The sequence below is a fragment of the Flavobacterium sp. DG1-102-2 genome, assembly GCF_033042555.1.
Classification (GTDB): domain Bacteria; phylum Bacteroidota; class Bacteroidia; order Flavobacteriales; family Flavobacteriaceae; genus Flavobacterium.
Window position 1 is genome coordinate 118,469 of the sequence record NZ_JAWLIK010000011.1, and the last position, 24,526, is coordinate 142,994.

Here is a 24,526-nt window from a genome sequence, read left to right on the forward strand (position 1 = left end):
ATTCCATGCGTTATTTGCATAAAATACAAATATATTTTAATTTTTGTTATTTACGTGTGATTTTTAATACAACACTTGTATTAGATGTAGTTGCATTTGGATTAACACCTACATTCATTAAGAAATCACCAGAGTATTCGGCTGTTTCAAAAGATGCCTTTTTACCCGGATAAACATTTATTTCTTCAACTTTATATTTAGTATTGCCTTCAAGCCCTTTTAATTTTATCGGTGTCAACGTGCCTGTATTATAGCGGTTGTTAACCATATAGGTAAACAGTACAGACTGGCTTCCATCTTTACTCACATAACTTACAGCTGCTGCATCATTATCCCAGGGACTCTGCAAACGGTACTGGTCACCCTGCCAAATCGTTTTATTAAGAGTACCATAGTTTTTTAAAGCTTCCTGACAAAACTTAAGGTCATTTTCATTAAGATGGCTTACCACAATATCAAAGCCAAGTTTACCCATCATCGCGACGTCTGTACGGTATTTAATCGACTGTTTTCCCCAATCGGTGACGTGATTTCCAGATGCTAAAGCAGGATAGAAGTTAGAATACTCCCATTGTATAAATATCCTTTCTAATGGATCTGTATTATCGCTTGGCCAATATTCCGTGAAATAGGGCAGCGCCCCATAATCTACCCTTCCGCCGCCGCCTGAGCAAAGCATCATTGGCACAGTTGGATATTTTTTTCTGATTCGTTCAAGAACACTATAAAGCCCCTTTACATAATCGGTATATAAATTTGACTGATTAGCGCCAAGATAAGATGAATGTGCGTTATAGATAACTGCATTACAATCCCATTTTATATAGGCCAATTCAGGATTTTTGGTAAATAGATTGTCTACAACACTATACACAAAATCCTGTACTTTAGGATTGGACAGATCTAACACTAACTGATTCCTGAAATAATATTCAGGCCTGTTTTTTTCCTTGATTACCCAATCAGGATGCTTTTCGTACAGCTCACTTGCAGGGCTTACCATTTCCGGCTCCAACCAGATACCAAATTTAACCTGGTTATCTTTAGCTGTCTTTACAAGCGAAGCAATTCCGTTAGGGAGCTTTTTCTTGTTTTCTTCCCAATCGCCTAGAGAAGAATTATCTGCATTACGGGGATGTTTGTTGCCAAACCAGCCATCGTCAAGCAGGAACAGGTCTACACCTAGTTTCTTACTGTCGCTGATAAGTGTTTTTAGTTTAGCCTCATCAAAATCAAAATAAGTAGCTTCCCAGTTGTTCAGCAGCGTAAGTCGGTCTCCCTTACCGTCAAGTATCTTATATTCGCGTGCCCAGTTGTGCAGGTTATGGCTTGCCTTTGTTTTACCTTCATGCGATAACGTAAACCAAAATTTAGGCGTAGTAAAGACTTCATCTTTTTTTAGCTTGTAAGCTCCGTTAAAATTATTGATCCCCGATAGTATGCGAAGGTTGTTAAGCGGGTCAACTTCAAAATCATTCCTAAAATTACCAGACCATTCAAGGCCGCCCATCAGTACATCGCCTTCATCTTCTGTTGCAGGTTTGTGCAATGATATCATAAAACTTGAAGGCTGGAACATATTTGTTCTCGACCCTAATTTAGAGTCTATGGTTTTTATACCGTGTGTTAAGCGTACCTCTTCAGGTTTCATTTCTGCCGCCCAATCGCCATAATGCTGGTTTAACCAAAAATCATTCTGACCTTTCAGGTAAAGGTTTGCCGAAGCATATTTATTAAGCGTTATGTTTCCTTTTTCTTTATGAGATATTGTAGTCCACTGCTCAATAACATCCTGGGCTTCGTAAGACTTTACAAAAAGATGAACCTCAACAGGATAGGCAGGGTCTTTTAAAATGATTTCAGTTTGCGAAATTCCATTACCTGCAGCACTCGTTTTATGGCTTACGTAATGCAGGTCAGTAGATGTATTTCCATCAGTATGTATTATGGCAATAGCAGGCTCTAAAAGGTTTTTTGACCCTGCAGGTGTGTATGCCGAGTTATATATCCCGGTATAATCACTTCCCTGACGATATTGCGAAGCAATCGCAGCATATTCGCTTTCATTCGCCAGTTTTTTACCAAGATAAATAGTATTCAGTTCTTTATCTGCATTTACCTGTAGGACAAGCGCATTATTTTTTGTTGAAATGGGTATAATCTGTTGTGCTGTAGCCGGCAGCAGCCCGCCGCCCACTAAAAACAGGATTGACGCAAGAGATTGCCTTATGTCTTTCATGGTATAATTGTATTATATATTGTTCTTTATGTTTTAAATAATTACCTAACAATCTTGTATAGCTGCCCATCTTTAGGCCCAAGCGTCAAAATAATTTCATCCCCGGTAGTTTTTATCACCTTTCCGGTAAATAAATCGGTAAGATTGTATAAACCTCTGGAAATACCGAGGCGTTCTAACTGAAGATTATATTTTTTAGCTTCAACGCCATAATTAAAAACCGCCAGGTACCAATCATTTCCTATCTGCCTGATAAATGTCTCAGAAGTTTTTGTGCCTGTATTTCCTTCAACGGGCAGGAATGCCTTACCATTTGAAACTATCTTAAGCAGTTCCTTATTGCCCAGCCATTCTTTGGCCTTTTTGCTCCAGTTTCCGTGTTTAGAATAATCGTCTCCGGTTATAAGTGTTCCGGTAATTACTGCAGAGATCAGCCTCGCACGGTTTTCGCCCTCAGTCTCATCTGCAAATACAACATGATCTGCATCAATGTAATTATAGGTATACGTTTGCCACCATCCATAATTTACACTATTAAGCGTGTACTGTGTCTGCTCTATGGTTTTCCATGCATCGCAGGCAATTCGCCGCATGTGTGCATAGCGTGAAGTGGCAAGGCTCGGCGAAATAGCAGCATAAATAAGCATCTGCCCGTCAAGTGCTTTTACAAGATGCTCCATCCCTACCCTGTAAGCCTGCATGCCTGTTGTTATATTTTTATCATAAAATGAAGTAGATTCAGCTGCCGCGTGTCCCAGGAAGTCTATCTTAATCATCTTAAAACCGCACGCTTTAAGTTTGCCTATCATTATATCTACACGCTTAAGCGTTCCGGGATGTGTAGGGTCTATGGCAAGGGCTCCATCAAACTCAAAATAGCCTTTTCCTACTTTGGTCCACAATTCGCCAAAAGTATAGTTTGTACCCTCAACTTTCCTGTTCGGTCCGTCTTTCCAGCCCCAATCAGTAAATGGTGCCCAGTAAACACCGGGCTCAAGTCCTTCGCTTTTACAATAATCTGCAAATTCTTTGAGCTTGATCATATCATTACTTCCGCGGTCAAAATTGTCCCAAAAAGAGTCAAGATCAATGTAAGCGGTGTTACCTACCCTGAACTGCGGAATCGAATCGGCAAAGAAATCAGTTACAGCTTTTGTATTTTCCAGCGTTATCTTGTCCATCAGTACACCCCAGCTGTTCCAGCCAACAGGTGTAGGTTTATCCCAGTTTTTTACAAACGGTGGTTCTATTAAACGGTTCGCTTTTGCAAATTCGTCCATACCTTTGCGCCAGTCGGCAAAGTATCCAACAAACATTTTTGGGGAAACAACTTTATCTCCTTTTACCATTCCGTGGGCAATAGTATCACGTGTAACAGTCTTTTCTGTATACCCTGCCCATGCATTAATATTCACTCTACCTGCTGCGTTTTCGGTTTGTACAGCACTTTTCCATATAGTATGTTCGAGCGAAGCTACAATAAGTCCATTTCGGGTAGTATTATTAAAGAGTATGCCAACTTCGGCACTGTTACTTTCTTTAATGGCGCTAACAGGTTTTGAATCATAACTTATAAATGCATCGTTATCAAAAGGTACAAAAACGGTGTTCAGCGATTTAGCATCATCAAAATTTACCTGTGCTTTAGCAATAGGTGAAATGTAATTTGTTTCTATTGCATTACCCTTTATTTCAACCTGTGTAAGAAAATAAGGTTTATCAGTATATGTGTAAAAAATTTGTAAAGCATCAGGAAGTCCTTTTTCTTTGTATGCCGCAATATACTTAACGCCTTTACCCAGAGCATCGGTAAAATTTTCTTTGCTGAGTTCAGCTATCTTATAATCTGACGATTTTATTTTTTTACCATTTACAATGAATACAGCACCGGCATTGCTAAAAATTTGTTCTCCGTTATATGTTACGGTAAATTCTGCTGTGTCATGATTATATACAATGGTCCCTTGACGCCCGTACGCCATTTTATATTGTTTTTGAGCGATACCATCCACTATAGAAAGAAATAAAAATGCTGCAAGAAAGACCTTACCTGCAAACGAAACATAACGTTGCCTCATTAATCTATTATTTTATTTTGACTTTAAGTTGTACTATTCTATTCTACAATGTTACAACTTTTTATTTATAAAAAACGTTTTCATAAAAAATTTTTGGCCAACATTACCTTATTAAATCTGTTTATTTAAATAATAAATTATCAAAATATAATAGCATTTAATCAGGATATTTTTTTCAAAATAGAATGTATTACGGCATTTTCAACGGAAGACAGCTCATTGTCAAATAATCAGCTTTTCAGCTTAATATTTTTCATTCACTAAAAATAAGTCAGTAATTTTTATATCATTATTTTTTGTAGTATTGTAATAGTATAGCATAGTACAGAACAATAAATGAATTTCTATCTAACCAATCTAAAAATTTATGACTATCAAAAAAATTACATTTCAAAAAGTCCATAAGGTTTTTACACCCTTGCTTATGGCAATCTCTATGGCCGGTTTTGCCCAAACGTATGAATTTGAAACCGGAACACTTTCAGGAAACGCCAATGTACAAGGCTGCGATTCCTGTTCAGGCAGCCTGGTGGGTAACCTTGGTGGCGACGGCAGCGTATCGGTTAACGTAACTATTTCGACTGCGGGATGGTATAACCTCGAGCTGTTTTATGCTACAAACGATCCGCGTACAATTCGGCTTACAGCAGGTACAGCATCTACCATTGCTGTACCATGCGAACCAAGCGGCGGATGGAGTACCGCCTCAAGTAAAAACCTCCAGGTATATTTAAATGCAGGTACGATAGCTCTACTATGGGACAACACTGTTTCATGGGCACCTAATCTTGATAAATTTGTTTTGACTCCCCTTGGTACACCGCAAACACAAAGTATAAACTTTGGTACAAACAGCCAGATAGTATATGACCTTGCTAATAAAACCTATAACCTGTATTTTAATGGTGTTAAGGTGGTAACAAATGCTTCGTCAAATGCATACGGTAACCAGAACAATGTAAGCAGCAGCTATACCAGTGTGGCTTATAGCAGCGAATCTTTTACCGATAATATAGGCAGTGGTACAAAACATATATTTACCCTTTCGGGAGGTTTTACAAATAACATGCAGCAGGTGTTTTATACCTATACCGGCAAAAATTATCTTGCAATTCAGGTAGCCTTGACCGGAGCCGGGGCAAATTGTTATAAAATGATACCACTCACAAGTTATCAGGTAAGTCCTGCTTTAGGTACAGGCGATACACGTGCCGTTTTTGTACCTTATGATAATGATGCCTGGATACGTTACAACGCATTTCCTCTTAACGCTGCCGATTTTACGGCAAGCGAGGTGAGTAACATTTATAATAACGATAATCGCAAAGGGTTTGTAATAGGCTCTATAGATCATAACCACTGGAAAACCGGTATAACAGTTTCCGGAGGCAGTAACCAGACGGCATATGTTCAGGTAATTGCAGGATGGATGAACCAGGGTATTACACGCGACCAGCGCGGCCACGGATGGGTAAGTGTAGGACAGGAACTATGTGAATCGCCTAAAATTATGATCAATGCTAACGATGACTGGAGAACAGCATTTGAAGAATATGGACAGGCAAATGCCGCCATGCATCCAAAATTTGTTGCGGACTGGACAGCATCAAAGCCAATGGGATGGAATAGCTGGGGTGCTATGCAGACCAGCATTAACCTTCAGAAAACAAAAGATGTTGTTGACTTTTTTGCAGACGACTGCCCCGCTTACCGAACTCAGGATGGAACACTTTACATAGACCTTGATTCGTACTGGGACAATATGACCGACACGCAACTCGCTGAGTTTGCTGCCTACTGCCATACAAATGGATTTAAGGCTGGTATTTATTGGGCGCCTTTTGTAGACTGGGGAAAATGGAACCGATCTGTCGAAGGAAGCTCTTATCAATATGAGCAGTGCTGGACAAAGGTAAATGGCAATCCAATTGAATTAGATGGTGCATACGCCATAGACCCTACCCATCCTGCTACAAAAGAACGTATTAACTATTTTGTTGACAGGTTTAAAGCAGCAAATTTTGATATGATAAAAATCGATTTTATTACCCATGCCAGCTTAGAAGCCGACTCGTATTACAACAACCAGATACATACAGGTATGGAGGCTTATAAAGAAGGTATGGAATACCTTATTAATGCCATTGGTGATGAAATGCTGGTATATGCTGCTATCTCTCCTAACATGGCTACCGGCCCCTATGCAAATATGCGCCGTATTGCATGCGATGCCTACAGTAGTATTGGCGATACCGATTACACATTAAACAGTACTAATTACGGATGGTGGCAAAATGAAATGTACGATTACATAGATGCAGATCATATTGTTTTTGGAAATGTTTCAGACGGCCAAAACAAGGCAAGATTATTAAGTTCTATTGTTACCGGAACTATAATAAGCGGAGACGATTATTCTGTTAGCGGGCCGTGGGTAGCTAAGTCACAAAACTACCTGCAAAACATGCTTGTCATGAATGCAGCACGCAAAGAATTAAAATGGAGACCTGTAGACGGAAATTCAGGTAATAATGCAGGGAGGCTGTTTTACGCTAAAGACGGCAGCACAACATACCTTGCTGTATTTAATTATCAAAACACTTCCGCTCCGATAACAATAGATGCAGCAAGAATAGGTTTAACAGCCGGTACGTATAATGTGCAGGAACTTTACGGCAACATGACAACAACTTTCAGTGATGCACTTTCTGTTACAATACCTGCGAGTGATGCGGCTTTGTATTCCATAAACAATGACATTATGGACCGCAATCAGCTATCACGAGGTACAGCTTTAGGCTATGCGTACCCTAACCCGGCAGGCGATTATATAAATATTCATTTTGCTACAGCGATAAATGAAACAGCTCAATTTGATATTACCGACCTTTCCGGCAAAACAGTGTGGAGCGGAAATTTGGAAATTACAGGTAGTGAAAGTCCGGAGATTGATGTGAAACAACTCCCGCAAGGTTTTTATATATTATCTGTTATACAATCTGGTAAGGAAAAGAAAAATTATAAATTTATCAAAGGCTAAGAATTAGGCTTATATGGCGCCATTCTAAAAAATGGCGCCTTTTTTATATACTTTTGCTTCTGTTACCTGACTTCATATTTTTTGAGCTTACAACCTCGCCTGTATCTGTAACGATAATACAGCTTAGCCCGGAGAATTGTTCTATTAGGTTTAAGCCGGTTTCTTTGTCCAAAACCATTATGCTTGTAGAAAAACCATTTGCCATTTCTGCACTCGCACCTAAAACCGTTACACTGCAAATACCGGTTACAGGATAACCCGTTTTAGGTTTTATGATGTGCACATATCTTTTGCCTTCCAGCAGAACAAATTGCTCATACCTGCCTGAAGTTACTATTGCATTTTCGGTTAAAGTAATTACAGCAAGTAACTTATCTTTTTTTTAATGGGTTAGTAACACCAATGGTCCAGCTTTTTCCATCAGGCTGCTTACCCCAAGTGTTCATGTCGCCCGAAGCATTTATAATTACGGATTTTACCCCTTTAGAAATCCTAAATTCGCGAGCCTTATCGGCGGCATAACCTTTACCTATTGACCCAAATCCTATTTTCATTCCTTCTTTAGCTAAAAAAATGGTATATCTTTCATTATCGAGGACTATATTTTTATACCCCCACTCTCTCAACCGATTTTTTACAGCTTCGGGAGAAGGCATCTCTGTAATGCTGCCATTAAACTTCCATATCTGGTCCATGGCCGCAAAACTTATATCAAGCCTTCATTTATTACACCACAAAAATAATAAACCTGTATCAGGTTACGAGGATCATTTATGTTATCTGCAAATCATAATTTTAATGCTCATTTATTTTTTTAAATCTATAAATTAATTTTATTAGTCTATTAACTTAGTAGACTAATAAAATTATATTACATTTGTGGCATAATTTCCAATACTAACCGAATTATGGAACAAATTTCATCAACATCCTTATCCGGGACAAAACTTAAAAAAAAGAATATTATTCTTTTGCATGGGCTTTTTGGCAACCTTAGCAACTGGCAATCTGTTAAAGCTAAGTTTGAAGAGATTCACAACGTTTATATACCGGAATTACCTTTGTATAAAAAGAACTCAAAAGAAGCAAACCTTGACCATTATGTTTCCTTTCTTAGGGAGTATATCATTTTAAATAACATTACTGATCCTGTGCTTATTGGCAATTCGCTTGGCGGCCATATAGCATTACTTTATACCCTTGAATATCCTACAGATGTACAGAAACTTGTTTTAACCGGAAGTTCGGGCCTTTATGAGAGTTCATTAGATATTTCTTTCCCAAGGATCAACGACTTTGAGTTTATTGCAGATAAGGTAAAAGAAGTATTCTATAATCAGGAAGCAATCTCCGATGCGTTGATTGAGGACGTATATGCCACAATCCAGGATAGAGAAAAAGCGCTGTCTGTAGTGCGCACAGCTAAGGCTGCAAGAAACCAAAATCTTAAGGATACACTCTACACCATAGCCTGCCCTGTGCTGCTAATATGGGGAATGCAGGATATAGTGACTCCGTTAAGCGTAGCAGAAGAATTTTTCTTTTTACTGCCTAATGCCCACCTTCACCTGATAAATCATTGTGGACATGCCCCAATGATGGAGCAGCCTGAAGAATTCAATAAAAAACTGGAAGAATTTCTTAATTCATAAGCCATGAAACTACTACCTACACATATTACAATTATGATGTGTTGCTGCATGCCTGAACGGCGATGTTGTAGAAGTCCTTATGCCTGATTATAAAAAATAATATTTGCTTAAGCCCTTTTACATCATTTTGTAGAGGGCTTTTTTATTTAACGCTGCAACCACTTTTTATTATGAATACTATTATCAACAATTTTAAATTTCGAATTATACTTGCCTTTGCAGGTATATATATCATTTGGGGCACAACATACCTCGCAATAACTTATGGGCTAAAAGGCTTTCCTCCATTTATACTTTCGGGCTTTCGTTTTTTAATTGCCGGTATACTTATCCTTACATGGCTTTTTAGTAAGGGCGAAAAACCAAATTCACTCATCAACTGGTATAAAAATTTTATACCAGGACTATTTATACTAGCCGCCGGCGTAGGCCTTGTTGCATGGGGAGAACAATATGTAACTTCTACAGAGGCTGCTATTATCATGGCAACCGAGCCATTTTGGTTCATCATTATGGATCGTAAGAACTGGAAAAGATATTTTTCCAGTCCACTTGTAATAACCGGATTATTAATTGGTATCGGTGGGTTACTCCTATTTGTGAAGGACAGCCTTTTGAATGGGTCACATAGCGAACATGCCGACTTGAGAGTTATTGCGATAGGTGTGCTTTTTGTGAGCTCAGTAATTTGGGTAATAGGATCGCTGTTTTCTAAAAACAGGGCTTCATCCCATTCAATATTTATGAATGTAGGACAACAGCTCATTGTGGGCGGGATAGTAAGTTTATTGGTAGCGACAACAATTGGCGAATGGGGAACTTTTAACGTCTCAGCGGTGCCAACTGAAGCATGGAGCGGCCTTTTGTACCTTATCTTCTTTGGATCTATTGCCGCCTATCTTTCCTTCATCTGGTTACTATCGGTAAGGCCTCCGGCTTTAGTGAGTACACATACTTATGTAAATCCTGTAGTTGCTGTACTGGCCGGCTGGCTTATTGCCGGAGAAAGCATCTCTGTAACCCAGTCATGGGGACTTATCATTATATTAATTGGTGTTTTATTAACTAATAGTACAACCTATACCATTACTAAAAGGACAAAAGTACGCTGGCGTCCATTTATTCGTATTATAAAAAGGCTTGGCGATCCTTATCGTCATTTTACGCATTCCTAATTTTAGACTTTATGATAGAATTGAAAAATGTGGGCAAGACCTTTTCCAAATCAGGAAGAACGGTAAATGCCCTCACTAATGTTTCACTTTTTGTCCCTGAGGGTTCCGTATTTGGAATCATCGGGACATCGGGGGCAGGAAAAAGCACGCTCATCCGTTGTATTAATCTTTTGGAACGGCCATCAACCGGAGAGGTATTGGTAGACGGAAAAGCACTCTTGCAGCTTTCTGCCAGCGAACTCGCCCTGCAAAGACGACAGATAGGCATGATTTTTCAGCATTTTAACCTGCTTTCATCACGCACGGTTTTTGGCAACGTAGCTTTTCCCCTGGAGCTTGCGGGACTTTCTAAAGATAAAATTCGCCATCGGGTCAATGAGCTCCTTGAACTGGTAGGCTTAACAGAAAAGGTAAATGAATATCCTGCGAGTCTTTCGGGGGGGCAAAAACAAAGGGTAGCCATAGCGCGTACTCTTGCAAATAATCCTAAGGTGCTACTTTGTGATGAAGCTACGAGCGCCCTTGACCCTGCTACTACCCGTTCCATTTTGAACCTTTTAAAAGACATCAATAAAAAACTGAACGTTACCATATTATTGATTACCCATCAGATGGAAGTGGTAAGGGCTGTTTGCGACAGCGTCGCAGTTATCAGCCATGGCAGATTAGTAGAACAAGGGACTGTAGGCGAAGTGTTTGCAAGCCCAAAAGACCAGCTTACACGAGAGTTTATTGCCTCTGCATTACATATTGAAGTCCCTGATTTTTACATAGAAAAACTCAGGACGCATTACGAGCAGGGCAATAACACACTTGTAAAATTGGAATTTACCGGCGAAAGCACCGATGCCCCATTTCTTACCCAGGCAGCTAAACGATTTGGCATTAATGCCAATATTGTCAGTGCACAGAGTACCTATGCCGGTGCCACCCGCTTTGGAGTATTACTTGTGGAGTTATCGGGAGAACATGCCCAACAGCAGCTGACTATCGATTATTTTAAACACAACCATATTAAAACTGAAACATTAGGCTATGTCTGAATCAATCATCTCCTTGCTTCTTAAAGGCACATGGGAAACCATTGTAATGACCATTACATCAGGATTATTTGGATTTATTCTGGGACTTCCTGTTGGCATATTGCTTTTTCTCACCCGCAAGGGTCAGCTTTTGGAACATCTAATCTTTAATCGGATACTGTCGGTTACAGTTAATCTTTTTCGTGCCATTCCCTTCATTATCTTAATCGTATGGATGATACCTTTTACGAGAGGACTGGTAGGTACATCTATAGGCATGGGTGCGGCATTGGTTCCTTTAAGTATTGGAGCTGCTCCTTTTATTGCACGCTTGGTAGAAAATAGTTTGTTAGGATTGCCATACGGACTTATAGAAGCTGCCAGAGCTCTTGGCGCTACACCACTTCAAATCGTCACTAAAGTACTGCTTCCCGAAGCATTGCCTTCCCTTATCAATGCAGCAGTTATAACGCTTATTACCCTTGTCGGATATTCGGCAATGGGCGGTGCTGTAGGTGCCGGCGGATTAGGCCAGATAGGCTACCAATATGGCTACATTGGCTATGATGCTGCAATAATGAACACAGTGCTAATACTTTTGGTTGCGCTGGTATTTTTAATCCAGTTTGCAGGCGACCGGCTTTCAAAACATTTTGATCACAGATAATTAAATAAAAACTCATGAATACACTAAAAAGAATACCATTACTGTCCACAATAATCGCTTTTATATTAGTACTCAGCGGATGCTCCGGTTCTAAAAAAGACGATTTCCACCTTATCAAAGTAGGCGTATCATCCGGCCCCGAATATGCATTGGCTGAAGCTGCCAAAAAAGTAGCAAAAGAAAAGTATGCACTTGAAGTTGAGATTATACCCTTCAACGATTATGTTGTGCCTAATGAAGCCCTTAATCAGGGAGACATAGATGTAAATGCTTTTCAACATCTGCCCTATCTTGAGGAACAGTCTAAACAAAGAGGCTATACATTAGCGGTGGTAGGTAAAACATTTCTCTACCCCATCGCCGGTTATTCTAAAAAGATAAAAAAGCTTAACGAATTAAAATCGGGAAGTACGATTGCAATCCCAAACGATCCTACCAATGGCGGGCGATCGTTGCTATTACTGCAAAAAAACGGATTGATTACTCTTAAAGAAAACACCGGATTGCTTCCAAAGGTCACCGACATTACAGCTAACCCTAAAAACCTTAAAATTGTTGAACTAGAGGCGCCTCAATTGCCACGCGTACTGGATGACCAGGAAGTAACTATAGCCATTATCAACAATACGTTTTCTGCGCAGGCAGGGCTCGTGCCGTCGCGCGATGCATTATTTGTTGAAGATAAAGACTCCCCTTATGTCAACCTGATCGTTTCGAGAGAGACCAATAAGACACAGAAAAAAGTAGAGCAATTTGTAAAAGCCTATCAGTCGGCTGAAGTAGAAAAAGCTGCCGAAGAACAATTTAAAGGAGGGGCTGTTAAAGGCTGGTAAATTGATTATATAATGAAGCAAGGTCGGCTAAAAAGTGAAATTACTTTTTAGCCGACCTTAAATTTTAATGAATATGCTATAATGATGAAACAAGCTGCGGTCTACGTTAACTGATTCTGTAATAAGCAAGTCTATAATATTCACGAATTAAATAAATTTACGAATATTGCGATTTTCCTACACACAAAACCTTAAAAATTAGTCCTTTAATTACTTTTACTTAATAAAACCTTAGCTTATAAATTGGCTTTTAAAAAGCATAACAAATTAATTTTGATAGTGTTAGAGATTAAACCCTGCAGGTAATATCCTTAATAAAAACTATTTAAACCAATCTTTAATTTGTTAATTATGTCTACAAAACGATTTTTCTTAGCTCTGGCTCTGATTGCGATTTCTTTTGGCAGTACAATGAATGCCGCTAACAGCTGGACAAGTATTTTTAGTCCTGTGGCTTTAAATTGGAATGCATTTGAATGTGCAGGTGGTGGAAATGAAACTTTTTCTAACCTGCCTACAGCCTCATCATCATCTTACTCAACAAGAACATGGACCGGAGACAATAGCGTAGCCTGGAGTTCTACAGATTCAAGAACAGACCAGACCTTAAATGGAAAGGCTATCGCAATGAGAACAGGAGTATTAACTAATACATCTGCTATAAACGGTGGTGTTGGGACTCTTAGCTTTAACTACAAAAGAGTATTTACAGGAAACTCAACACTTAGAGTATTTGTAAATGGTACACAGTATGGCGGAGATATAACCGTATCTTTAGAAACTACAACTGCATTCTCTCACGCAGTTAATGTATCTGGGCCAGTAACTATCGAACTAAGGAACAGTGGCGGCAACAGGATTATTGTTGACGACCTGGTATGGAACTGTTACGATGCAGCACCTGCAGGCCCTGAACTTCAGCTTACTAATGCCGGAGGTACTAACGTTAATTGTGGAGAACTTACACTTGACTTTGGTTCTCAGGCTGTAAATGTTTCTAGTGATGCAGTATTTACGATCAAAAATACTGGCTCAACTGCGCTTACTGTTTCTTCACTTGGTTTAAGCAATGCAGCAGATTTCTCTGTAATCTCTCCTTCTGCTTTCCCATTAACTATTGCCCCATCGGCATCGACCATAGTGTTGGTACGTTTTCAATCGACTACAGGTGGCAATAAGACATCTGTACTTACAATAAATAATGATGATGCTAACGAAGGTGCCTGCATAGTTAACCTAAAAGGTACCGTACTTGTACCATGTGCTGCTCCTGTCGTAGAAAACGGAAGTTTTGATTTTGACGCTCTTACGGCTTACTCTGTAAGTGCAGCTATAAATAAAGGTGACGCACAGTCATATATAGTTGTCATCTCTACATCAAACACTCTTGGGGCTGCTCCGGTTAACGGAACAACTTACAATGTAGGCAACACTATTGGTGCAGGTTCTGTAGCATATGTAGGAAGTGCTGCTACAATTTCTTTAGCAAACCTTACTCCAGACACCCAGTATTTTGTATACTTATTTCCTTATAACACTACAGATTGTACCGGTGGTCCTGTTTACTATTCTGCAACCTCTATTTCTACCTCATTTACAACTTTAGTTGCTGTTTGCAGTGGTGCTAATGAAACTTTTGCTAACATAGGAACTGCATCATCTACATATTCTAACAGAACGTGGACAGGTGATAACGGATGGCAATGGAACGCTACCGATTCAAGAAATGACCAGACTTTAAACAGTAAAGCCATTACTTTAAGGAACGGTACGCTTAAAAATACGACTCCTGTTTTTGGAGGTATCGGTACATTATCTTTTAGCTACAAGAGGGTATTTAATGACAACTCTACATTAAAAGTATTTGTTAATGGCGTTCAGTACGGTGGCGATATCACGGTATCATCTGAAACTCCATCTACATTTACATACGATATCGATCTTGATGCTCCTGTAACAATCGAACTTGTAAACAGTGGAAACAGAACTGTTATTGACGACCTTAGCTGGAACTGCTATGAAATACCTAACAGACCGGAATTACAGCTTGTTGACGGCGACCTTAACGAAAAAGGATGTGGTGATTTTAATGTAGATTTTGGAACATTAGAAACTGGATCTGATTTTGAATATACATTCACTATCAAAAATAAAGGGCTTCAAAACCTTGAAATAAGCAGTATTACTTTAAATGATGTAAATTATATTGTTACTTCTCCTGCAACACCTGTTACCGTTCCTGCATTAGGCGTTCAGGATGTAGTTGTATTATTTAACAGCAGTGTTGCCGGTACATATCCTGCTACACTTACTATAGAAAGTAACGACACTAACGAAGGTTCTTGCACAATAAACTTTGCTGCAAAAACTTTAGATGCGTGTACAACGCCGGATATTACTGCTGCTAACACAGTTGTATCTAACCAGACTTCCTCTTCTCTAGATGTACAGGTAACAGGAGTTACTGCTAACGGATATGTTGCATTTTACACTCCAGTAGGAGGGTCTATCGATCCTGCTTTTAACGGAGTGGAATACACTCAGGGCGATGTGGTAGGTGCTGCAACTGTAGGTTATGTAGGCACAAGCTCAACATTTACAATTGATAACCTCTCTCCTCAAACTACATACACAATTGCTGTATACCCGTACAACAATACGGAATGTATTAATGGCCCGTCATACTCTGAAAGCAGCTTATCTGCCGAAGGTACAACTACCGTATTTACATGTACCGGTGGTACAGAATCATTTACTAATACAGGTACAAATAACACTGCTTACAGCACAAGAAGCTGGACTGGCGACAATGGTATAGACTGGACTGCTACAGATTCAAGAAATGACCAGACAGAAAACGGTAAAGCTATCGCCTTGAGAACAGGAAGTGTAAAAAATACTGAAGCTATCCTTGGTGGCATAGGTACTGTATCTTTTAAATACAAAAGAGTATTTACAGGAAATTCTACACTAAAACTACTTGTAAATGGAGTTCAATACGGAGGAAACATTACAGTTTCGTCTGACGTTTCGACTACATTCTCTTTTGCGGTTAATATTTCTGCAGATGCTACCATTGAACTTGTAAACAGCGGTGCAAGAACTGTTATTGACGATCTTACATGGACTTGTTATGAAAGCGCTGCAAGAACTGCACTTGCTAAAAACAAGACTAACACTATTCAGGTTTCTGAGGTATCGTTATACCCTAACCCAAACAATGGCCAGTTCCAAATTGACCTTGCTACAGAATCTGCGGATGTTGTAGTATATGATTCTCTTGGAAAAGTTGTAGTAAGCAAAACCGTTTCAGATAATGAAATGATAGACCTTTCAAGTGCTTCTAAAGGAATTTACATGGTTGTTATAACATCTGGCAACGATGTTTCAAGCAAAAAAGTGATTATAAAATAGTCCTGAAAAACTAATTTAAAGAATGGCTCCGGTAGTATTAACTACCGGAGTTTTTTTATGAAATATCAAAAATTTGCTTAACCGTAATTTCATTTTCTCATTTCAATAGTAACTTTTTAGTAAACCTTTAATAATTCAGGCTTTCTCTATTAAAGGTAGCTTGCCCAACATTTATCAATTGATTATTACTCTTCAATTAAACTAAAAAAGATGCTCAAAAACTTTACTCTTACTAATCAAAACATTCTGATCGCATTACTATTTATAATAGCAGGGTTCAGTAATGGTTCTGCACAACTGTATCAGCACAATTTTGGTACAACAGCCATAAACAGTCATCCTTATACCGTAGCTCCTTCTGTTTTAGATGCTTCACTATCTAATTCTTCCTGGACCAACAATACCAGCGCATGGGTAAGCTATGTTGGCTCTTCGGGCCAGGCGCTGGGATTAGCCAACTCATCAGGATCAGCTTCTGTAACACTAACATTTACAGTAGCACCCGGAAAACAAATAACCGTTGACTCCTTTTCTTTCTGGAGGCAGAGAAGCAACAATGGTGCCCCAAACTGGGCCATGACAATAAACGGCATAAACGTAGGCAGCGGTACAATTCCCACTTCCGGTGCATCAACCGGAGTGTTAGCTGCTGCAAATCCTGTTTCAAACCTTACAGGAAATATAAATGTAACTATATCACTTAGCGGCGCAGCAGGCGCAGGAACCTTTCGCGTAGACGATTTTACGCTGACAGGAAGCGTAACCAATTCATGTATTGCTCCTGTTATTAATTCATTAAGCCCTTTATCAGGTCCTGTAAATACAATTGTTACCTTAAACGGATCAGGTTTTCAGGCAGGAAGCGGAACAAGCGCTGTAAAATTCAATGGTACAGATGCGCAGTCATTTACTGTAGTATCAGATACACAGATCACCGCAATAGTTCCTGCTGCTGCAACATCCGGCGCTATTACGGTAACGACTAATGGATGCCCCGGAACAGCTGCATCGTTTACAGTTACAAGCGCTGCCTGCAACCTTGCACCACCATCTGATATTTATATATCTGAATTATACGACCAGCAATCAGGAAGTGGCGGAATGATAGAAATATACAATCCTACAGCTACAACCATTACACTTAGTAATTATACACTTGAGCGTTACGGAGATATTACAGATAATACAGCTGCATACACACTTATATTATCCGGCACGCTGGCACCGGAATCTATACTTCTTGTGGCCTGTACAATTCCTAACCCGGCTATATGCGCAACTCCTACTGCTTCGCAGATTTTAGGAGCTGGTTTTAATGGTGGCGATAAATTTCAGCTTTTAAAAAACGGCGTTATTATAGATCGTATAGATGTTCCTCTTACAGGGCCGGGTTATACATTAATAAGAAAACCGGATGCTGTTGCTCCTAAAACTGTTTATAGCATAACAGATTGGAACAATACACAGCATCCGGCTGATAATTCTAATCCGTTGCCAAATAATTTCTGCAACGATTTAGGAAACCATAATGCAATACCTGCAACAGGAACTACGCCTACAATAACACATCCTACAGCCCAGACAGCTTGCGAGAATACATCGATAACTTTTGGCGTTACCATAAGCGACCCAACGGGATTTACGTATCAGTGGAAAGTTCTTGGTTCTAACGGAACATGGACAAATGTTACAAACGGTGGAAACTATACGGGAGCTACTACTGCTGCACTAACAATAAATAACCTGCCTGCATTGTTCAACAAAAACCAGTACTATTGCGAAATGACATCCGGCAGTACCTGTACACTTATTAGCAATGCTGCACAATTAACTGTAAATCCATCTCCGGCAGAAGCTGTTACGACAGTTACGCAGCCTACCTGTACAACAGCTACAGGAACTATTACCGTCAACTCTCCAACAGGAGTAGGATTCACATACAGCATAGATGAAACTACATACCAGGCTACTACAACATTTACTAATCTTGCTTCAGGCTCATATACTGTTACAGTAAAAAATGTATCAAACTGTACGTCATCCGTCACTGTAATGGTAAATACAGCTCCTGCTGCTCCGGCAATAGCTGTTACAACAATAACACAACCTACATGCACAACAGCTACAGGGACTATTACGGTAAATTCACCACTTGCTGCAGATCTAACTTATAGCATAGACGGAACTACATTTCAGGCAGGAACATCTTTTCCTAACCTGCAGCCAGGAGATTATACTATTACGACTAAGAATGCCGCCGGATGTACTTCGGTTACAAATACAATTACTATAAATATTGTTCCGGCTGCACCTGCAATTGCAACATTTTCAGCAGTTCAGCCAACGTGTACAACTCCAACAGGAAGTATTACGGTTAGCGCACCTACAGGCGCGGGCTTAACCTATAGTATTGATGGTACCACATTTCAGATAGGAACTTCTTTTACAAACCTTATTCCCGGAAATTATATAATAACTGTAAAAAATGCCGCAGGATGTACATCTGTAACCAATACAATTACAGTCAATCCAGTTCCGGGTGCTCCGGCGGTAGCCGATGTTACTGCAACACAGCCTTCATGCGCAGTAATATCTACAGGCAGTATTATGGTTAATACGCCAACAGGTGCCGGAATTACATACAGCATAGACGGTACAAATTTCCAGATAGAAACATTGTTTACAAACCTGCCATCAGGATCATATAACGTTACCGTAAAAAATGCGGCGGGATGTACATCTGTTACTAATACAATTACTATTAACGCTGCTACCCCTCTACCTGCAATTGCAGATGTAACTGTTAGCCAGCCGACGTGCGTTATTAACACAGGGAGTATTGAAGTTACCTCTCCACTTACAGCCGGACTTGAATATAGTATAGACGGGGTAACCTTCCAGACTGCTGCGATGTTCAACAATCTTCAGCCTGGACAATATGTCGTTACAGTACGAAATACACAGGGATGTACTTCGGTTACTAATACAATTACCATAAATGCAGTTCCGGCAGCACCTGCTATAGCAGATGTAACAATAGTACAGCCTACTTGCGCCATAGCAACAGGAACTATTACAATAACCTCACCTGTTGGAACAGACCTGACGTACAGCATAGATGGAACTGCTTTTCAGACTGATACCACTTTTGCTAACCTACAACAGGGCACATATACCATTACGGTAAAGAATAATACAGGATGTACTTCTGTAACAAATTCAATTGCTGTAAACGCCGTTCCCGGTGCTCCGGAAATTGCCGATGTAACAATTACACAGCCTACCTGTGCTACACCTACCGGAACGATTACTATTTCGTCTCCCACAGGTACAGGCTTTAGCTACAGCATAGATGGCACAAACTTTCAGCCAACTGCCATTTTTGGCAACCTTCAGCCAGGATCTTACAGTATAACTGTAAAGAACATTGAGGGATGCATATCTGTTACAAATCCAACTATGATAAATCCTGTAACCGGAGTACCAGCATCGGCGAGTGTTTCAACGATTCAGCCAACATGTGCTGTGACCACAGGGAGCATTACAATAAACTCTCCCACAGCAACTGATCTAACGTACAGCATAGACGGAGTAAACTTTCAGGCAGGAACTACTTTTACAAATCTTCAGCCCGGATCTTATACTGTAATAGTAAAAAATACAGAAGGCTGTACATCTCTAACCAATGGAATTATAATAAACCCAATACCTGCTGCACCATCCATAACAACTACCCAGGGATGCAGGAATACAACATTTGGACAAAACTATATTTTAGAAGCGACTCCTTTAAACAATAGCTTTGATGTTGCAACGGCATCATTTAAATGGACTAACAGCCAGGGTGCTTTAATAGGTAACGATGAAAACACATTTGATGTGACACGTTATGTTTCAGAAAATACTATTGATGCCAGCGATTTTCCAATTGAAATAACTCTTTCGGTTACGAATTTTGAAGGTTGTGAAAGCAGCGAGACGTTTACAGTAGATAGTTACTTTTGTAATATACCGAGAGGTATCTCTCCAAACAACGACGGGATGAACGACAGCTTTAACCTAACGGGGATGAATGTAAAAACAGTAAAGATATTCAATAGGTATGGTGCTGAGGTTTACACAGCAAATAACTATATGAATGAATGGCACGGACAATCTGACAATGGCAATGAACTGCCTACGGGTACATACTATTATACCTTAGAAGTTTCAGGCCAGGATACACAGACTGGTTGGGTCTACATAAACAGGGAAGAAAAATAATATTTCCCCTTTCATATTAAATATAGCCGCAAATTGCGGCTATATTTATTTAACAATGGTAACAATTTTATCACTTCGCCCTTACCATTAAATAACCATTTAGAAATACCCTCAACAGCGATTAGCTTTAATTTCGGCTGATAAAAAACAGATGCTGTACAAGTACTTTAAGGAGAAGTTTTTCACTCTTTTAACACTTATTTTTGTGTTATTTATTGCGGGCAATTCTCAAGCTCAAACAATCTATTATCACAATTTTGATGCTACAACAACGCCATCTCATCCATACACAATTGCGCCCACAACATTAGATTTGCATCTCTCAGGCTCATCATGGACAAATACTTCGGGATCATGGGCAACAAGTGCAGGCTCTGTACCTCCCGGCCCAAGTATTTCTTTTACTGCATCAGCCGGAAGCGTAATAACGCTTACTTTTAATGTCGCTCCCGGCTATCAGGCAGAAATAACATCCTTTAACTTCTGGACACAGCGCAGTAGCTCTGCCCCAACAAACTGGTCATTAGCAATAAATGGCACAAATGTTGGCTCTGGTTCAAATCCTACAACCATTGCACCGGTGGGCGTAACAGCTGTTAATCCTCCTGTTACAGGGCTTACAGGCACAGTTTCCATAACACTTTCCCTCACTGGGGGAACAACAGGTAACTTCAGGCTCGACGATTTTACCCTAAATGGGAGTATAACACCTAATTGTGCTCCAGCTATAATATCATCAATCCTGCCGGCAAACGGACCAGTTAATACGATAACAACTATTAACGGAAGTGGTTTTACAGGTGCATCATCGGTTAAGTTCAATGCCATTGAAGCTACAGCTTTTACAGTTGTTTCAGATACGCAAATAAAAGCTACTGTACCCGCTACAGCAACTTCAGGAAACATTACCGTCATTGTAAATAGCTGCGAAGCAACGTCTTCAACACCTTTTACAGTTACAACTCCGGTGTGTTCAAGTTCTGCCACAGATATTTTTATTTCTGAACTCTATGACCAACGAACAGGCAGCGGAGGTATGATAGAATTGTATAATCCTACTAATGCACCTATTTCTCTTAGCGGATATGTATTGCAACGCTACGGCAATATTACTGATCCTGCTCCTACCCCGGGATATATACTATCCTTAACAGGTACAATTCCTGCAAACTCTACCTATCTTATAAACTGTTCTGCTCCCGATCCTACTATATGTGCTGCGCCAACAAGTACTCTTACTATGGGATCAGGATTTAATGGCAATGACAAATTTGAACTGCTCAAGAACGGAGTTCTTATAGATGTAGTTGAGGTTCCGTTTACCGGCCCGGGCTTTACACTTATAAGAAAGCCTAATGCCGTTGTACCCGCAGTAACATACAATACAAACGACTGGAATAATACAGCACATAATAACAGCGTACCTAACACCTACTGTAGCAATTTAGGAATACACAATATTACCACCACCCCATTACCTGCTATTACACAACCTGCAACTGCAACAGCCTGCGAAAACGGAAGCATTACTTTTACAACCGGCATTACTCCGTCTACAGGGTATACCTATCAGTGGAAAATGCTAAATACAGCAGGAGTATGGGTAAACGTTGCAAACAACACAAATTATGCAGGAGCTGCAACAAACACGCTTACTGTAAGCCAGATTCCGCTAACCTTTGACGGAAACCAGTATTACTGCGAAATAACATCCGCAACCTGTAACCTTGTTAGCAATGCAGCCCAGCTGTATGTTTCAACCGCCCCTGCAATAGCAACGGCTACAACGGTTCAGCCTACCTGCACAACACCTTCAGGCTCAATTACAGTTACTGCTCCTGCAGGAACAGGATTTACATACAGCATAAATGGCACTTCTTTTCAGTCGGTTGCTACATTTTCTAATCTTGCTCCCGGCAATTATGTAGTTACTGTAAGGAACAGTGGAGGATGTACATCTGTTACGCCATCTATAACAATAAATGCAGTACCCGGCGCTCCGGCAACTGCTATTGTAAGCATAACACAGCCAACCTGTACAGTTACTACTGGAACTATTACGGTAGACTCGCCTACTGGTGCAGGCCTTACGTATAGCATAGATGGAACTACATTTCAAAACGGGACAACATTTGCCAATCTTATTCCGGGAACATATACTGTTACTGTAATGAATTCAGCAGGCTGTTCATCAGTTTCTCCCAACCATGTTATCAATTCACAAGCTGTACCTGCTGTTGCAGTCACAACGGTTATGCAGCCAACCTGTACAACTGCTACAGGAACAATTACTGTAGACTCTCCTACAGGAACAGGAATCACTTATAGCGTAGACGGTACAACTTTCCAGACGACAACTTCATTCCCTAACCTTACACCGGGAACCTATTCAGTTACTGTGCAAAATTCGGCAGGATGTACATCGGTCACTCCGTTGATTACGATTAACTCTGCTCCTTCTGCTCCGGCAATTGCCGATGTAACCATAACACAACCTGCATGTAGCATTGCTACAGGGGCAATCACGGTTAAGTCACCTACTGGCACAGGAATTACATACAGTATAGACAGTACAACTTTTCAGGCAGGAACATCTTTTGCTAATCTTGCAGCAGGCACATATACAATTACGGTTATGAATGCGGCAGGCTGTACCTCTGTTTCTCCTAACCATGTTATAAATACGCAGCCTATATCTCCGGCAGTCGCCAATGTAACAGTAACACAACCTACCTGCGCGGCACCTACCGGAACAATCACAGTTAATACCCCTGTTGGTACAGGACTTGAATACAGCGTAGACGGTATCTCTTTCCAAACTGCTACGTCGTTTGCCAATCTGTCTGATGGTAATTATACTATTACAGTACGCAATGCAGCAGGTTGTACTTCTATAACGCCAACAATCACAATAAACGCAATTCCAAATGCGCCTGCGGTTGCCACGACAAGCGTTGTTCAGCCTACGTGCAGCATAGCAACAGGAACAATTACTGTAAGTGCGCCTACAGGAACGGGCATAACGTATAGTTTAGACGGCATAACCTATCAGGCAGGCACTTCTTTTGCTAATCTTACAGCGGGAACATATACAGTAACCGTACAAAACGCTGCAGGATGTACTTCTGTAACTCCAAATATTATTATAGATGTACAACCGGCATCGCCGGCAGTAGCCGATGTTATCATAACGCAGCCAACCTGTGCTGTACCATCAGGAACCATTACTATAAATACTCCTCTTGCTGCCGACCTTACATACAGCATTAACGGAACAGCTTTTCAAGCGGGTACTACTTTTAATAACCTTGCTCCGGGTTCGTATACTGTAACGGTTAGGAATGGAGCAGGATGTACATCGGTAACTTCAACGATTACCATAGATGCTGTACCTGCTAATCCGGCAACAGCCAATGTTACCGTTGTTCAGCCCACTTGTGCCGTAGTTACAGGAACTATAAATATAAATTCGCCTTTAGGAGCAGAGATTGAATATAGTATAGACGGAACAATTTTCCAGACTGCAACTTCGTTCACTAACCTTGCACCCGGCACATACACAATTACAGTAAGAAATAATTTAGGATGCAGCTCAGTTTCAGCTCCTGTAGTTGTAAATCTGGTTCCGGGACAGCCCGATGCCGCTACCGCAGTTATAATACAACCCTCGTGCTCAACATCTACAGGGACTATAACTGTTGAAAGTCCACTGGGCGCTGATCTTGCCTATGCAATAAACGGCGTTAATTTCCAGACAAGTACAGAATTTACTAATGTGGCAGCCGGCACTTATACAATTACAGTTATGAGTACATCAGGATGTTACTCTACGTCGCCTGGTTTTATAGTAAATACACCTCCTCAATCAGCTCCTGTAGCAGTTCCTCCTACTCCAATCGAAAAATGCGATTTTAATAATGATGGTTACGCAGTATTTGATATGACCGATGTTATTCAGGGCATACAAAATTCGTTAACCGATGTTACTGTAACCGTACACGAAACTTCCGAAGATGCTGATAACAACGTTAATAAAGTTCCGAATACAGATAATTATACTAACGTTGACCAGCATGTACAGACAATCTACCTAAGGGTACAGTCAACACTTACCGACTGCTACGACATTGTAACATTACAGCT

13 protein-coding genes are annotated in these 24,526 nt (G+C 40.2%); 9 read left to right on the top strand and 4 right to left on the bottom strand.

Annotated features, from left to right (window positions below):
* Positions 1 to 46 precede the first annotated feature (46 nt).
* A complete protein-coding gene (locus R1T16_RS15200; RefSeq protein ID WP_317501976.1) occupies positions 47 to 2,239 on the bottom strand; it encodes an alpha-galactosidase in 2,193 nt (730 codons plus the stop codon).
* A gap of 41 nt (positions 2,240 to 2,280) precedes the next feature.
* The gene (locus tag R1T16_RS15205; protein ID WP_317501977.1) at positions 2,281 to 4,317 is read right to left on the bottom strand and encodes an alpha-galactosidase; all 2,037 of its coding nucleotides are present in this window, start codon (positions 4,315 to 4,317) and stop codon (positions 2,281 to 2,283) included.
* A gap of 367 nt (positions 4,318 to 4,684) precedes the next feature.
* On the opposite strand from R1T16_RS15205, the gene R1T16_RS15210 reads away from it, so the two are divergent.
* On the top strand, positions 4,685 to 7,357 hold the full coding sequence (locus R1T16_RS15210) for a T9SS type A sorting domain-containing protein (protein ID WP_317501978.1): 2,673 nt from the start codon (positions 4,685 to 4,687) through the stop codon (positions 7,355 to 7,357).
* Between the two features lie 43 nt (positions 7,358 to 7,400).
* Here the strand turns inward: R1T16_RS15210 and R1T16_RS15215 are convergent, their stop codons facing one another.
* Together R1T16_RS15215 and R1T16_RS15220 are read right to left on the bottom strand one after the other, a co-directional pair.
* Positions 7,401 to 7,715, bottom strand: a complete 315-nt coding sequence (locus tag R1T16_RS15215; protein WP_317501990.1) for an FAD:protein FMN transferase — start codon at positions 7,713 to 7,715, stop codon at positions 7,401 to 7,403.
* A gap of 13 nt (positions 7,716 to 7,728) precedes the next feature.
* Entirely contained in the window at positions 7,729 to 8,052 is a 324-nt protein-coding gene (locus R1T16_RS15220; protein WP_317501979.1) for an FAD:protein FMN transferase, read from the bottom strand.
* A 213-nt stretch (positions 8,053 to 8,265) separates the two neighbouring features.
* Here R1T16_RS15220 and R1T16_RS15225 point away from each other — a divergent pair, with 213 nt between their 5' ends.
* The 8 genes from R1T16_RS15225 to R1T16_RS15260 all read left to right on the top strand — a co-directional run.
* The gene (locus R1T16_RS15225; RefSeq protein ID WP_317501980.1) at positions 8,266 to 9,009 is read left to right on the top strand and encodes an alpha/beta hydrolase; all 744 of its coding nucleotides are present in this window, start codon (positions 8,266 to 8,268) and stop codon (positions 9,007 to 9,009) included.
* Positions 9,010 to 9,179: 170 nt separating this feature from the next.
* Entirely contained in the window at positions 9,180 to 10,184 is a 1,005-nt protein-coding gene (locus R1T16_RS15230) for an EamA family transporter (protein WP_317501981.1), read from the top strand.
* An 11-nt stretch (positions 10,185 to 10,195) separates the two neighbouring features.
* The gene (gene metN, locus R1T16_RS15235) at positions 10,196 to 11,227 is read left to right on the top strand and encodes a methionine ABC transporter ATP-binding protein MetN (RefSeq protein ID WP_317501982.1); all 1,032 of its coding nucleotides are present in this window, start codon (positions 10,196 to 10,198) and stop codon (positions 11,225 to 11,227) included.
* The gene (metI, locus tag R1T16_RS15240; protein ID WP_317501983.1) at positions 11,220 to 11,873 is read left to right on the top strand and encodes a methionine ABC transporter permease MetI; all 654 of its coding nucleotides are present in this window, start codon (positions 11,220 to 11,222) and stop codon (positions 11,871 to 11,873) included. Before metN ends, metI begins: the two co-directional genes overlap by 8 nt.
* A 14-nt stretch (positions 11,874 to 11,887) precedes the next feature.
* Positions 11,888 to 12,706, top strand: a complete 819-nt coding sequence (gene metQ, locus R1T16_RS15245) for a methionine ABC transporter substrate-binding lipoprotein MetQ (RefSeq protein WP_317501984.1) — start codon at positions 11,888 to 11,890, stop codon at positions 12,704 to 12,706.
* Between the two features lie 351 nt (positions 12,707 to 13,057).
* Positions 13,058 to 16,120, top strand: a complete 3,063-nt coding sequence (locus R1T16_RS15250) for a choice-of-anchor D domain-containing protein (RefSeq protein ID WP_317501985.1) — start codon at positions 13,058 to 13,060, stop codon at positions 16,118 to 16,120.
* A 210-nt stretch (positions 16,121 to 16,330) separates the two neighbouring features.
* Positions 16,331 to 20,383 carry a gliding motility-associated C-terminal domain-containing protein gene (locus R1T16_RS15255; RefSeq protein ID WP_317501986.1) on the top strand — a complete coding sequence of 1,351 codons (4,053 nt, stop codon included), beginning with the start codon at positions 16,331 to 16,333 and terminating at the stop codon, positions 20,381 to 20,383.
* 205 nt (positions 20,384 to 20,588) lie between these two features.
* Positions 20,589 to 24,526 (top strand): lamin tail domain-containing protein (locus tag R1T16_RS15260; RefSeq protein ID WP_317501987.1); only part of this gene is annotated, 3,938 nt, incomplete at its 3' end.